At 72.8% G+C, this 13,992-nt stretch carries 12 protein-coding genes; 8 read left to right on the plus strand and 4 right to left on the minus strand.

Annotated features, from left to right (window positions below):
- Window positions 1-154: 154 nt before the first annotated feature.
- From ACZ7G3_RS03445 to ACZ7G3_RS03455, 3 genes are all read right to left on the minus strand, one after another.
- Window positions 155-382, minus strand: coding sequence for a DUF3107 domain-containing protein (locus ACZ7G3_RS03445; protein ID WP_426526711.1), 228 nt, complete (start codon window positions 380-382; stop codon window positions 155-157).
- A 165-nt stretch (window positions 383-547) separates the two neighbouring features.
- Window positions 548-1,189 carry a TetR/AcrR family transcriptional regulator gene (locus ACZ7G3_RS03450; protein ID WP_426526713.1) on the minus strand — a complete coding sequence of 214 codons (642 nt, stop codon included), beginning with the start codon at window positions 1,187-1,189 and terminating at the stop codon, window positions 548-550.
- 205 nt (window positions 1,190-1,394) lie between these two features.
- The gene (locus ACZ7G3_RS03455; protein WP_426601344.1) at window positions 1,395-1,616 is read right to left on the minus strand and encodes a hypothetical protein; all 222 of its coding nucleotides are present in this window, start codon (window positions 1,614-1,616) and stop codon (window positions 1,395-1,397) included.
- A gap of 204 nt (window positions 1,617-1,820) precedes the next feature.
- On the opposite strand from ACZ7G3_RS03455, the gene ACZ7G3_RS03460 reads away from it, so the two are divergent.
- The 8 genes from ACZ7G3_RS03460 to ACZ7G3_RS03495 all read left to right on the plus strand — a co-directional run bounded on the left by ACZ7G3_RS03460 (window position 1,821) and on the right by ACZ7G3_RS03495 (window position 12,312).
- Window positions 1,821-2,858, plus strand: a complete 1,038-nt coding sequence (locus tag ACZ7G3_RS03460; protein ID WP_470923028.1) for an alpha/beta fold hydrolase — start codon at window positions 1,821-1,823, stop codon at window positions 2,856-2,858.
- An 8-nt stretch (window positions 2,859-2,866) separates the two neighbouring features.
- The gene (locus tag ACZ7G3_RS03465; protein ID WP_470923029.1) at window positions 2,867-4,675 is read left to right on the plus strand and encodes a DUF3152 domain-containing protein; all 1,809 of its coding nucleotides are present in this window, start codon (window positions 2,867-2,869) and stop codon (window positions 4,673-4,675) included.
- 263 nt (window positions 4,676-4,938) lie between these two features.
- Complete coding sequence (locus ACZ7G3_RS03470) at window positions 4,939-6,651, plus strand: DUF3492 domain-containing protein (RefSeq protein WP_470923030.1); 1,713 nt, start codon at window positions 4,939-4,941, stop codon at window positions 6,649-6,651.
- Between the two features lie 434 nt (window positions 6,652-7,085).
- Complete coding sequence (locus ACZ7G3_RS03475) at window positions 7,086-8,438, plus strand: hypothetical protein (RefSeq protein WP_470923031.1); 1,353 nt, start codon at window positions 7,086-7,088, stop codon at window positions 8,436-8,438.
- A gap of 100 nt (window positions 8,439-8,538) precedes the next feature.
- Window positions 8,539-9,597 carry an NAD-dependent epimerase/dehydratase family protein gene (locus tag ACZ7G3_RS03480; protein ID WP_426601339.1) on the plus strand — a complete coding sequence of 353 codons (1,059 nt, stop codon included), beginning with the start codon at window positions 8,539-8,541 and terminating at the stop codon, window positions 9,595-9,597.
- The gene (locus tag ACZ7G3_RS03485) at window positions 9,585-10,334 is read left to right on the plus strand and encodes a spherulation-specific family 4 protein (protein WP_470923032.1); all 750 of its coding nucleotides are present in this window, start codon (window positions 9,585-9,587) and stop codon (window positions 10,332-10,334) included. Before ACZ7G3_RS03480 ends, ACZ7G3_RS03485 begins: the two co-directional genes overlap by 13 nt.
- Before the next feature lie 63 nt (window positions 10,335-10,397).
- Window positions 10,398-11,576, plus strand: coding sequence for an adenylyltransferase/sulfurtransferase MoeZ (gene moeZ / locus ACZ7G3_RS03490; RefSeq protein WP_426601337.1), 1,179 nt, complete (start codon window positions 10,398-10,400; stop codon window positions 11,574-11,576).
- Window positions 11,577-11,964: 388 nt separating this feature from the next.
- The gene (locus ACZ7G3_RS03495) at window positions 11,965-12,312 is read left to right on the plus strand and encodes a DUF1330 domain-containing protein (RefSeq protein WP_426601336.1); all 348 of its coding nucleotides are present in this window, start codon (window positions 11,965-11,967) and stop codon (window positions 12,310-12,312) included.
- Between the two features lie 13 nt (window positions 12,313-12,325).
- Here the strand turns inward: ACZ7G3_RS03495 and ACZ7G3_RS03500 are convergent, their stop codons facing one another.
- Window positions 12,326-13,879 carry an alpha/beta hydrolase gene (locus tag ACZ7G3_RS03500; RefSeq protein ID WP_470923033.1) on the minus strand — a complete coding sequence of 518 codons (1,554 nt, stop codon included), beginning with the start codon at window positions 13,877-13,879 and terminating at the stop codon, window positions 12,326-12,328.
- Window positions 13,880-13,992 lie beyond the last annotated feature (113 nt).

Genomic DNA, 13,992 nt, shown 5'->3' on the forward strand with positions numbered 1-13,992 from the left:
AGGAATCCACCCTCTTTCTGGGGGGGAACTTGTTCTGTGGGGGAAAAGGGGGAAAGCACGAAAAAAAGGGAGGGTTAGGAAGGGGGGGGGGCCCCCCCCGCCCCCCCACCCCCCCCCCCCTCCCGTTCTTCGTCCGTCGCCCTGCTTCCGCCGGCTACAGCGCGCCGAAGCCCACCTTGCGCGGGGCAGGCTCGCCGATCTCGACGTAGGCGAGACGGTCGGCCGGCACCAAGACCTTGCGACCGTGTTCGTCCACCAGGCTCAGCAGCGCCGACTTGCCGGCCAGTGCATCGGCCACCACCCGCTCGACCTCCTCGGCACTCTGACCGCTCTCCAGAACGATCTCGCGGGGCGCGTGCTGCACGCCGATCTTGACCTCCACGGCTATGTCCCTCCGACGGTCAGTGAAGTGCGCGATCTTCGCGCCGTACCCAGCACACATTAGCCCGGTGAGGGGACGTACACGCTGCGGCGGAGAACGCCAGGAGCGAACAGCCGACGGGAACAGGCCGTCGTACGCCCGCGGCCGCCCGGCGCACCGTGCCGGTCAGTGCTGCTCGCTGCCGTGCAGCGGGAAGCCGGCGATGCCCCGCCAGGCCAGTGAGGTCAGCAGCTGGACCGCCTGGTCGCGCGGCACGCTGCGGTCGCTGTGCAGCCAGGAGCGGGCCACCACCTGGGCGAGACCGCCCAGCCCGGAGGCCAGCAGCATCGACTCGGCGCGCGAGAGTCCGGTGTCCTCGGCGATGACGTCGCAGATCGCCTCGGCGCACTCGTTCGTGACCTTGTCGACGCGCTCGCGCACGGCGGGCTCGTTGGTCAGGTCCGACTCGAAGACCAGGCGGAAGGCGCCGCCGTCGTCCTCGACGTACGCGAAGTAGGCGTCCATCGTCGCCCGGACCCGCTGCTTGTTGTCGGTCGTCGACGCGAGCGCGATCCGTACGGACTGGATCAGGGCCTCGCAGTGCTGGTCCAGCAGGGCGAGGTAGAGGTCGAGCTTGCCCGGGAAGTGCTGGTAGAGCACCGGCTTGCTGACGCCGGCGCGTTCGGCGATGTCGTCCATCGCGGCCGCGTGGTAGCCCTGGGCCACGAAAACTTCCTGTGCGGCGCCCAGCAGCTGGTTGCGTCGGGCTCGGCGGGGAAGGCGTGTGCCCCGTGGGCGTACCGCCTCTGTCTGCTCGATGGCTGTCACGCCGCCTCCCATAGTCGTCCTCGTGCGGTGTGCGCCGCGTCGCCATCGTACTTTTCGGTAACCGTGGTGTGTGCGCTGCGAGCGCAGAATTTCACGGACCGGACGGTGGTGAAAGCAGCACAACAGGTTTCAAAAGGGTTCAGGCCGGGCAGAGGTGGCCTCCTTCGGCTCGGCGGGCCTCTCCGTCGTCTCGCGGCGCCGCGTCTCAGCGGTAGTCGTCCTCGTCGTGGGAGACGACCCGGGCCTGTTCCACCAGGTCGGCCTCGTTGGCGCGGTCCGGGTCGACGCCGGTCAGCGGGTCGTCGCGCTCCGGAGCGATGTCGGCCTGCTGCTCGGCCGCGTCGGCGTCGGGTGCCTCGACGTCGAATTCCTCCGGTTCCTGCGCCTCGTCGTCGAAGGTCTCGGGGTCGGTCGGGTCGACGGTCATGCTGGGCTCCCTTCCTACGGACGTCCCTGAAGGTGCAGGGGCCACACGCGGGTGCCCACTCCACGAGCCTAGGAGACACCCGATCCGGACGCCATGCGTCGGCTCCTGCCCACGCTGGGGGCTGGCGCGGCGGGCTGGCGCCGCGCCCGCGCTTGTGACGGCGAACACATGAACCACCGTGTGATCGTCTCGTAACATTGCCGCATGCCTTCGACCGAGCCGCCGACCGTGCCGCCCGCCAACGTGCTGCCGAAGGTCGCAGCCGTCAAGGTCGCAGCCGTCAAGGTCGCGGCCGGTGAGCGGCTCAGGTCGGTGCAGCTGCCCGGCATCACCCTGACGGTGCGCTCGAGGCCGCCCGCGCGCGAGGGACTGCCGCCCGCGCTCTACGTCCACGGCCTCGGCGGCTCCTCGCAGAACTGGTCGGCGCTGATGCCGCTGCTGGAGGGCGTTGTCGCAGGCGAGGCCATCGACCTGCCGGGCTTCGGGGACTCCCCGCCACCGGACGACGGCGACTACTCGATCACGGGTCACGCGCGCGCGGTCATCCGCCACCTCGACGCGGCCGGGCGCGGCCCCGTCCACCTCTTCGGCAACTCGCTCGGCGGCGCCGTCGTCACGCGCGTGGCCGCGGTGCGGCCCGACCTGGTGCGGACGCTGACCCTCGTGTCGCCCGCGCTGCCGGAGATCCGCGTGCAGCGCAGCGCCGTGCCGACGGGGCTGCTGGCACTGCCGGGGGTGGTGTCGCTGTTCACCCGGCTCACCCGGGAGTGGACCGCGGAGCAGCGGGTCCGCGGAGTGACGGCGCTCTGCTACGGCGACCCGGGGAGGGTGTCGCCGGAAGGCTTCCGCAACGCCGTGGAGGAGATGGAACGGCGGATGCGACTGCCGTACTTCTGGGACGCGATGGCCCGCTCCGCGCGCGGAATCGTCAACTCGTACACGCTGGGCGGCCAGCACGGGCTGTGGCGACAGGCCGAACGGGTTCTCGCACCGACGCTGCTGGTCTACGGTGGACGGGACCAACTCGTCGGCTACCGCATGGCCCAGCGGGCTGCCCGCGCCTTCCGTGACTCCCGGCTGCTGACCCTGCCGGACGCGGGACACGTGGCGATGATGGAATATCCGGAGACCGTGGCCACGGCGTTCCGCGAACTCCTCGCGGACACCGGGGAACCGATGGTCGGCGAGAGGACCGAAGAGGCCGTCGACGACGAGCCCGCCAACCAGACCACAGGAGGCTGAGGCGCGACGTGGGACGCCACAGCCGCCGCGGACCCGCCCCCAAGGCCGACGCCGCGGACACCGCCGCGGCGCGGGAGCCCCGGCCCGGCCTGCTGGGCCGCCGCCGGGCGCCCGGTCCTCCGGCGGAGGAGCAGGCACCGCAGGCGAACCGAACGCCCGGCACGGCTCCCCAGGGGACAACGGACGAGGCGCCGGGCAGGGCGGACGGGGCCCGAGGCGGGGCCCCGTCCGGCGGCCCCCAGGGATATGCGGGCCCGGGCCCGAATTCAGGCCCGACCCCAGGTCCACGGCTCCCGGGCGGGATGCCGGCCCATGGTTTCGCGACGGTTTCGGACGGCACTCCGGCGCGTGGTTTTCCGACGGTTTCGGACGGCACTCCGGCGCGTGGTTTTCCGACGGTTTCGGACGGCACTCCGGCGCGTGGTTTTCCGACGGTTTCGGACGGCACTCCGGCGCGTGGTTTTCCGACGGCTACGGACGCTACTCCGGCGCGTGGCTTCCAGGGTGTCGCGGATGGCACTCCGGCGCACGGTGTGCCGCGGACCCGTGGTGACCATCCCGAGCAGCGTGAACCCGGCGGCGGCTGGGGCGAGCTGAGCGGACGGGCCGGTGCCGGGCACGGCATTGCGGGGGGACCGTCTGCAGGTGCCCCCTCGCGGCCCGCGCCGCCCTCCTCGCCTTCCTCGTATCCTTCGCGACCCGTGCAATCCGGGCCCCCCGGTCGGTCCGCGCGGCCCGGCCCGTCCTTCCCGCGGCAACGGCAGGCGGCTGCGGGGGAACCACGGCAGGAGTACCTGGACGCCTTCGGCGAGGACGGTGACGTCTTCGCCGCCCGCTCCCCGCGCCGCACCCCCGTCTCCGCGCGCCCCGCCGACCCGTACGCCTCCGTCACCGACTGGAGCGCCGACGGGGTCGGCGGCATCGCGGGTGGCGGTGCCGGAGGCGTTGGCACAGCCTCCGGCACCGAATCCGACGACGCGCCGCCCACCGGTCGGCCCGCGCCGGCCAAGGGCGGCAAGGGCAGGACCTTCACCGGCATCGCCGCGGCCGCCGTCACCACCGTGCTGGCGGTCGTCGTGGCCGGGCAGGTCGCCGACGGGGCGGACGGCGAGGACGTGCAGTCGCAGTCCGCCGCCGACCAGGCCCGCGGCGTCCGCGACTCCGCGTCGCGCACGGACGGACGGCCGACGCCCTCGGCACCCGAGTCCCCGGCGCCACTGACGTACGAGCAGAAGATGGGAAAGAAGTACCCGCTCAGCGCCACGCTCGAGGGTTCGGGGAAGTTCGACGCGGTCCCGGGCATTGCCAAGGGGCCGGGGACGGGGCAGAAGTACACCTACCGCGTGGACGTGGAACAAGGGCTCGGACTCGACGCGCGACTCTTCGCCGATGCGGTGCAGAAGACGCTCAACGACGACCGGAGCTGGGCCCACAACGGCGCCCGCACCTTCGAGCGCATCCACTTAGGGCAGCCCGACTTCGTCATCACGCTGGCCAGCCCCGGCACCACCGCAGTCTGGTGCGCCAAGTCCGGCCTGGACACCACCCAGGACAACGTGTCCTGCGACTCGGCCGCCACCGAGCGCGTGATGATCAACGCCTACCGGTGGGCGCAGGGCGCGGAACCGTACGGCGACGACCTCCACGGGTACCGGCAGATGCTGATCAACCACGAGATCGGCCACCGCATCGGCTTCAACCACGTCACCTGCGACAAGGACGGTGAACTCGCCCCGGTCATGCAGCAGCAGACCAAGTTCATCGACCACGACGGAATCGACTGCCGCCCCAACCCCTGGGCGTACCCCAACAGCTGACCGCGAGGCCCGGCCGTTCGTCGCTCACCGTGACGGCGTCATCCCTTAGCGGGACAGAACGCACTCCGGGTCGGAAAGTTACGGCCGTTCACCCCTTTTGGTGGGGGGGGGGGGGAAAAAACCCCCCCCCCCCCCCCCCCCCCCCCCCCCCCCCCCCCCCCCCCCCCCCCCCCCCCCCCCACCGCCTTGTCCGCATACGTTCGTCCCGCTGCGAGCCGCCGGGCCAACGACGGCTCCCCAGACGGGAGATCGGGGGTGCGCGCGTGCGCATCGGACTGCTTACGGAGGGTGGCTACCCGTATGTGAACGGTGAGGGCGGACCCTGGTGCGACCGGCTCGTGCGCGGTCTCGAGCAGCACGAGTTCGACGTCTACGCGCTCAGTGACAGCGAGCGTCAGGAGACTGACGGGTGGGTGCCGCTGCCGCCGCAGGTCAGCCGGGTCCGCACCGCGTCGCTGTGGGACGCCGGGGACGGCGGCGCCGTGCACGGACGGCGCGCTCGCAGGCGCTTCGCCGAGTGCTACGGGGAACTGGCCGCGGCCCTCTGCGCCGCCACCCCCAACGACTCGTCCGGGGCCTCGCAGGAGGCGTCGGCCCTTGAGGCGGACCGTTTCGCCAGCGCGCTGTACGGGCTCGCCGAACTTGCCCGCGACGAGGGCGGACTGTCCGGCGAACTGCGCTCGGAGGCCGCCGTACGCGCCCTGGAACGCGCCTGTCGCGCGCCCGGCGCCCACCGCGCGGCGCGTGAGGCGCGCGTCCCCGATCTGCTCACCGTCGCCGCGCGCCTCGAACGCGTTCTGCGCCCCCTGTCGCTCGACTGGTACGAGGACGACGGCCTCGGTGCGGTCGACCTGTGCCACGCCGCCTCCGGTGGCACGGCCGCGCTGCCCGGCCTGCTCGCCCGGCACTTCCGCGACGTGCCCCTGCTGGTGACCGAGTACGGGGTGCGGCTGCGGACGCACTACCTCACCGACCCCGACTCGCCACCCGCGACACGGTCCCTGCTGGCCGCCTTCCACACCCGACTGGCCGCCGAGACGTACCGGCACGCGGCCGTGATCACGCCCGGCAACACGCACGCCCGCCGCTGGCAGGAGCGCTGCGGGGCCGACCGCGCCAAGCTCCGCACGATCCACCCGGGCATGGACGCGGCCCCCTACGCCGAGGTGGGAGAGTCGCCGGACCGCGCCGACCCGCACACCCTCGTCTGGGTCGGCCGCGTCGAGCCCGCCAAGGACCTGGTCTCGCTGCTGCACGCCTTCGCGGAGATCCGCGAGGAGGAGCCGGGAGCCCGCCTCAGGATCATCGGCGCCCCCGACGGCCCCGAGGGCGCGGCCTACCTCGCCCACTGCAAGGGCCTGGCCGCGCAGCTCTTCCCCGACGAGGCCGACGGCCCGTACGCCGTCGGCCGCAACCCGGTGTCCTTCGAGGAGACCGGCGGACCGGAACTGCCGTCCCGCGTCGACGCGTACGCCGCGGGCACCCTGGTGGTCCTCTCCAGCGTCGTCGAGGGGTTCCCGACCGGCTTGGTCGAGGCCATGCTCTGCGGGCGCGCGACGGTGTCCACGGACGTCGGCGCGGTGGTGGAGGCCATCGGCGGCACCGGACTCGTCGTGCCGCCGCGCAATCCCCGGGCGCTCGCCGAGGCGTGTGTCGCCCTGCTGCGTGACCCCGAGCGCCGTGAGCGCCTGGGTGCCGCCGCGCGCGCCCGTGCACTGGAGCTGTTCACCGTCGAGCAGAACGTCGCGGCATTTCACGGCATTTACCTGGAGATCCTTTCGAGGGCGCCCGTACGCCGCGTCGCCCTCGACGACACCGGAGAGCCGCTGCCGTTCGCCGTTCCTGCCGAGGCGCACGTCCTCGGCCGCTCGGCCGTACCCACGACTCGCGTCGTGTCCCGCGTCGGCCCCGGCTGGGCGACCGACGCCCCCGTCCGTGGCACGACCCCGGTCACCGCGACCGAGGGGGTCCGATGAGCGGCCTCGGCGAACTGGACCGCCCCGAGACCCCGGGCAGCCCGGGCGCCCGGGACGAACGCCCGCGGGAGTTCCTGACCGCAGGGACGCCTGCCCCTGCAGCTCCTGCCGACCGGCGGACGGCGGATGAACGGCGGTCGGGTGCGGGTGAGGGTCCGTGGCCGCTCGAGAACCGGGAACCGGGCGAGGGACGGCACACGGGTGTCGACCGGCGGTCACACGAGGACAGGCGGTTCGGTGGGGGCCTGCGGCCCCGCGACGACCGGCGGTCCGGTGGTGTCCGGGGGGCGGACGGTGACGGGCGAGGGCCGGACGAGGGGTGGCGCGCGGGCGACGCCCAGCGCGCAGCCGGGAGTCGGCGGCCGGGGGAGAGCGGGCGGCCGGGCGGGAGCAGGGAGCCGGGCGAGGGCCGGCGGCCGAGCGATGGCGGGGGAGTGGGCGCAGACCGCTGTCCAAGGACGGGCCAGGACCGCTGTCCGGGGACGGGCCAGGACCGCTGTCCGGGGACGGGCCAGGACCGCTGTCCGGGGACGGGCCAGGACCGCTGTCCGGGAGCGGGCGACCGCCCGCGCGCAGCCACCGACGGCAAAGCGGCCACCGACGGCAAAGCGGCCGACCGCGGCGGCGCGGCCGAGCGTGGCGCGGCCGAGCACGGCGCGGCCGAGCACGGCGCGGTAGCCGCCGTCGGCAAGCCGCCGCCCGCTGCTCGCCGCGCCACCGCGGACCCCGTGAAGGCCCTGCTGCACCGGCACCACGACCTCTGCGAACGCGCCGTGGACCCGCTGGAGATCGCGGCCGGCCTGGAGGCGCACGGCATCACCGACCGGACCGCCGCACACTTCCGCCACCGGGACGTCTTCTCCCTGGCGGAGGAGATGTACGCCCGTGTCCCCCGTGACGACACGCCCCCGCGCCCCACGGACCTGCCGGCCCCCCGGGTGCGCGCCACCTGGGTCGTGCTTGCCCTGCTGCCCGGCGCGCTGTGCGTCGCCGCCGTGGCCGGCCTGCGCCTCACCGACGGACGGCCGCGCCTGATCGCGGCCGTCGCCGGCACCCTCGCGGTCTCCCTGGCCCTGCGCGCGGCCCTGCGCCGGGGGCCGCTGGGCGCCGCGACGCGCACCACCGGCACCTGGGCCTGGACCTGCTGGCTCGTCGGCTACTCCCTCCTCGGTGACGGACTGCTCGCCACCGCGCTGGCCGGCGGCCCGGACGGCCTGCCCGACGGCACCACCGACGGTCCGTGGCCCGTCACCGTCGCCCCCGTACTGGCCCTCGCCCTGGCCTGCGCGCCCGCAGCCGCGAGTGCCCACCTCTTCGCCGTGCGCGCCCGCCGCAAACTGTCGGACAGCCGCGGTCTGGCCGACTTCTCAGCCTCCGTACGCCCCCTCCTGCTCGGTGTGTTCGCCCTGTTCATGGCTGCCTTGGCAGCCCTGGCCGCGCTGACCGGCGAGGTCCTCGCAGAGCCCGCCGCCTACGCCCGGACGCTCACCCTGGGCGCCCTGCTCCTGCTCGCCCGCCTGCTCGCCGTGCACGGCTGCACCCACGCCCCCACTCTCGTCCTGACCGCGTCGGCCACCGCGCAGGCGGCCGCCCTGGCCACGCTCTTCGCCGGCCGCCTCCCCGGCTGCGGTTTCCTGGCCGCCCCCGTGGAGGCCGTGGTCGTCGCCTGCGGCCCGGCCGGCGTTCCGACGGTGGTCTGCGGCACCGGCGCCCTGGCCCTCCTGGTCCACGCGACTCGCCGCCTGACCAAGGCTTCGGCCCACGCATCGACGGAGCAGCCGCGATGACCTCACCCCCGGACAGCCCCCCACACGTCCCCGTCACCCTCCGAAGGAGCCCCCAGATGACCACCTCCCGACCCGACGCCTCGGCACCGGGAGCCGCCCGATGAGAGTCCTGCTGATCGGAGCCAACGGCTACATCGGCCGCTTCGTCGCCGACCGTCTGCTCGCCGACCCGGCGGTCCAGCTCACCGCTCTCGGCCGCGGAGACGACGCCGACGTCCGCTTCGACCTCGCCACCGGCAGCCCCGGCGCCCTCACCCGCTTCCTCGACGCGGTCCACCCCGGCGTCGTCGTCAACTGCGCCGGGGCCACCCGGGGCGGCGCCCGCGAACTCACCCGGCACAACACCATCGCCGTCGCCACCGTCTGCGAGGCCCTGCGCCGCAGCGGCTGCGGCGCCCGCCTGGTGCAGGTCGGCTGCAGCGCGGAGTACGGCCCCAGCCAGCCCGGCTCCTCCACCGCGGAGGACGCCGTGCCCCGACCCGGCGGCCCCTACGGTGTCAGCAAACTCGCCGCCACCGAACTGGTCCTCGGCTCCGGCCTGGACGCCGTCGTCCTCCGCGTCTTCTCGCCCGCAGGCCCCGGCACCCCAGCCGGCTCCCCCCTGGGCCGCCTCGCCGAGGCCATGCGCCGCGCGATGCAGTCCGGCGACGGCGAACTCCGGCTCGGCGGCCTCGGCGCCCAGCGCGACTTCATCGACGTCCGCGATGTCGCCCGCGCCGTCCACGCCGCCTCGCTCTCCGCGGCGCAGGGGGTCATCAACATCGGCTCCGGCCGTGCCGTCCGCCTGCGCGACGCCGCCGCCACCCTCGCCCGCGTGGCCGGCTACGGCGGCGCCCTGCACGAACTCGACGGACCGCCCGGCGCGCTGCGGCCCGTCATCGGGCACCCCCGCACCGAATCCGTCGGCCACCGCGTCGAAACCCTCGGTCACCACCGCACCGACGGCCTCGGCCCTCACCGCCCGGAACCCCTCGGGCACCGCGGCGACCGTGCCGACACCGAGCACGCGGCCCCCGCCGTCCACCCCTACCCGGACGGCTGCGGCAGCTGGCAGCAGGCCGATGTGCGCACCGCGCGCGACCGCCTCGGATGGCGACCCCGGATCGCCCTCGAAGAGTCTCTCGCCGATATCTGGATGGAGGCCGCATGCCGTATCTGACCAGCGTCAAAGCGGGCAGCGCGAGCACCGGCGTCCGCACCGGCCTCGGAGTCCCCGGTCTGGCCCACCCCCTCGTCGCCGCCGGCGAGTGGGCCGACCTCACCAGCCCGGGCACACCCCTGCACTGGGTCGTCCTCAACGTCGCCGACGGCCCCGGCGCCCAGCCCGACCCGAGTTGCCTGGAAGCAAGCGGCCGCCTGCGCAACGCGGGCGTTCGCGTCCTCGGCCACCTCGACCTCGGGTACGGGGCACGGAGCTTCGGCGCACTGATCTCCGACGCACACCGGTACCTCGACTGGTACCGGGCCGACGGCTTCCTCCTCGACCGCTGCCCGTCCGACCGGGCAGAGCTTCCCGAAGTCCGCCGCACCGTCACCGCACTCCGAGGGATGCGTGACGACGCCCACGTCGTCCTCGGCCACGGCACCCACCCCCACCCCGGCTATGCCGAGAACGCCGACCAGCTCGTCACCTTCTCGGGCGCCTGGAGCGACTACCGCTGGTCCCAGGCGGCCGAGTGGAGCGCCGGCCATCCGCCCGAGCGGTTCTGCCACCTCGTGCACGGCGTGCCCCGCGGGCATCTTGAGGAGGCGCTGCGCATCGCCCGGTGGCAGGGTGCCGGGACGATCTACTTCACCGACCGCACGGACCGGGGAGGCCGAACGGACCCCTGGGAGACGATGCCCGGCTACTGGGACGAGATCGTCTCGCGGGTCGGGACGGGTGTCTCGGAATGAAAAAGGCCGTGGCAGTGTTGCGAGGAGAACAACCGTAATTACTGACCGACCAACGGAGTCCCCGTGTCGCTGCCACCCCTGGTCGAGCCGGCCCCCGAGCTCACCGTAGACGAGGTCCGCAGGTACTCCCGCCACCTGATCATCCCCGACGTGGGGATGGACGGGCAGAAGCGGCTGAAGAACGCGAAGGTGCTCGCCGTGGGCGCGGGCGGTCTCGGCTCGCCGGCCCTGATGTACATGGCGGCAGCCGGTGTCGGCACGCTCGGCATCGTGGAGTTCGACGAGGTCGACGAGTCGAACCTGCAGCGGCAGGTCATCCACAGCCAGGCCGACATCGGCCGGTCCAAGGCCGAGTCCGCCCGCGACACCATCAAGGGCATCAACCCGTACGTGGACGTGGTCCTTCACCAGGAGCGGCTCGAGGCCGACAACGTGATGGACATCTTCAGCCAGTACGACCTGATCGTCGACGGTACGGACAACTTCGCGACCCGTTACCTGGTCAACGACGCCTGCGTGCTGCTGAACAAGCCCTACGTCTGGGGTTCCATCTACCGTTTCGACGGCCAGGCCTCCGTCTTCTGGTCCGAGCACGGTCCCTGCTACCGCTGCCTCTACCCGGAGCCCCCGCCCCCCGGCATGGTCCCCTCCTGCGCCGAGGGCGGCGTCCTGGGCGTGCTGTGCGCGTCCATCGGCTCCATCCAGACCAACGAGGCCATCAAGCTGCTCGCGGGCATCGGTGAACCCCTCGTCGGCCGCCTGATGATCTACGACGCCCTGGAGATGCAGTACCGCCAGGTCAAGGTCCGCAAGGACCCCGACTGCGCGGTCTGCGGTGAGAACCCGACCGTCACCGAGCTCATCGACTACGAGGCCTTCTGCGGCGTCGTGTCCGAGGAGGCCCAGGCGGCGGCCGCCGGCTCCACGATCACTCCCAAGCAGCTCAAGGAGTGGATCGACGACGGCGAGAGCATCGAACTCATCGACGTCCGCGAGCCGAACGAGTTCGAGATCGTCTCCATCCCGGGCGCCCGGCTGATCCCGAAGAACGAGTTCCTCATGGGCTCCGCCCTCGAGAGCCTCCCGCAGGACAAGAAGATCGTCTTGAACTGCAAGACGGGTGTCCGCAGTGCGGAAGTCCTGGCGGTCCTGAAGTCCGCCGGCTTCTCCGACGCCGTCCACGTCGGCGGCGGCGTGATCGGCTGGGTCAACCAGATCGAGCCGGAGAAGCCCGTCTACTGATCACCACTCCCGCTGACCAGCGGGCCCGAAGAAGCCCACGGCTCTGAACGCTCGGATGCCGTGGGCTTCTGTCGTTGTCGGTCGGCGCTGAGCAAACCTCGCACGGCCCCGGGGCAGCCCGGCCTCGGCGCCGGACCGCCACCAACGTGGAGATCGCGTGACCGGATGCGGGCTGATGTGGCAAGACGCTGTCCTTCACCTTCCCGGAACGCTCGCCGGCGATCCCCGTTGTTCCTCCGCCAATCGCCGTCCGATCGGGCATGCAGGGGGCATGCGCGCCGACAGTCCGCGCCCCCGGCGGGGTCCGCTTACCTGTCAGGTCATCGTCCCCGGCGCACCGGCATGCCAGGATCTCGGTGTACGGAGCCCGACCGACCGGAAGGACACCATGCCCGCCTACGCCATAGCCCACCTGCAAGAGGCCGCCCCGCACCCGGAGATCGTCGAGTACATCGAGCGCATCCGGGCCACCTTCGAGCCGTACGGCGGACGCTTCCTCGTTCACGGAGCGGAGCACGAGGTGGTGGAGGGCAGCTGGCCCGGGCACGTCGTGATGATCAGCTTCCCCGGGATCGCCGAGGCGCGGGCATGGTGGGACTCACCCGCATACCAGGAGATCGCACCGCTGCGCTCGCGGCACATCGAGTGCGACATCATCATGGTCGAAGGCGTCCCCGAGGGCTACGACCCTACTGCCACCGCAAAGGCGATGCGGGAGGCCTTGCCTGCCGACTGAGCCCCCGCCGCCGTCATGAGCAGACCTTGCCGTCCTCCGGCACCGTCCCCTTCACCAGGTAGGCGTCCACCGTGGAGTCGACACAGTCGCTTCCGCTTCCGTACGCCCCGTGTCCCTCGCCCTTCCAGGTGAGCACCACACCCACGTCCTTGCCCAGTTCGTCCGCCATCCTGCGGGCACCCTCGTAGGGCGTGGCCGGGTCGCCGGTGTTGCCGACCACCAGGATCGGGGCCGCGCCGGAGGCGCTCACCTCGGGGGTCTCGTGCTGACCGGCCACCGGCCACTCGTGGCACCACCCGGCCGTGTCCCAGCCGAGGAAGGCCCCGAACACGGGTGAGACCTTCTCGAACCTCGGCAGCAGCCTCTTCGTCTCCTCCAGGGTCGGCCGCTGCTTGTCGTCCAGGCACGATATGACCCGTTGGGAGTGGGTCGTCGTGCCGTAGCGTCCCGAGGGATCACGCTCGTTGTAGCCGTCGGCGAGCGCCAGCAGCTCGGAGCCGTCGCCCTCCTCCGCCGCGGCCAGCGCGCTGGTCAGGGCCGGCCAACCGTCCTTGCTGTAGAGCGGCAGCACGATGCCGGTGAGTGCCAGCGTCTGGGTCAGCTTCCGCCCGGGCGACGACGTCGGCAGTGGCTCCGCGTCGAGCCGCTCCAGGAGGTCGGCGATCTCCCGCGAGCCCTGTTTCGGGTCCTCACCGGTGGATTCCAGGTAGTCGTCCAGGGCGCGCTGGAAGCCCCTGGCCTGGTTCTCGGCGTGGCCCATCGTGTCGGCGCTCGGGTCCACGACCGCGTCGAGGACCACGCGCCCCACGCGCTTCGGGAACAGGTGGGCGTAGACGCCGCCGAGTTCGGTGCCGTAGGAGATGCCGAAGTAGTGCATCTTCTCGTCGCCCAGCACATGCCGCATCAGGTCCATGTCGCGGGCCGTGTCCGTGGTCGAGACGTGCCCCATCAGCTTGCCGGCGGCCTTCTCGCAGCCCTTGCCGAAGTCGGCGGCATCCTTCAGGTAGGCCTGCTCCTCGGCCGTGGTGTCCGGAGTGGAGTCCACGGACTCGGCGTCCTCGATCGCCTCGTCGCCGCGGCAGCGGATCCCCTCGCTGGCGGCCACCCCCCGCGGGTCCCAGCTCACCAGGTCGTATCGCTCGTGCAGGGAGGAGACGGTGTCGGCGTAGGACGGCATCGTGGAGACGCCCGAACCGCCTGGGCCGCCGAAGTTGAACAGTAGCGAGCCGATGCGCTCGTCGCCGGTGGCCTTGGCGCGGATCAGCGCGAGGCCGATCGTCTCGCCGCCCGGCTCGGCCCAGTCCAGCGGCGCCTCGAGCGTGGCGCACTGCCAGTCGCCGTCCGGCGCGGGGGAGTCGGCGGTGCCCTTGCAGCGGCCCCAGTCGAGCGTCTGGGAGGCCAGCGACTCGGGCACCCCGGACGGCGCGGCCATCGACGGCCGTGCGCTGTCCGTCCCGCCCGTCCCGCCGTCGTCCTCGCCGTCACCGGACGAGCCGCCGCTGCAGCCCGCCGTTGCCAGCAGTGCGGCGGCGGCCGTCAGAGCCGTCCACCGTACGAGACGCGCCATGTGCTCTCCCCCCTCACAAGCCGTCCGCGCCGTGCAGCGGATGGCGGTCATGCCATGGTAGGTGGATCGCGCAACGCCTGCCGCGCCCTGTGGATAACTTTCTGATCTGCGGT

Source organism: Streptomyces sp. NPDC037271 (assembly GCF_055603605.1).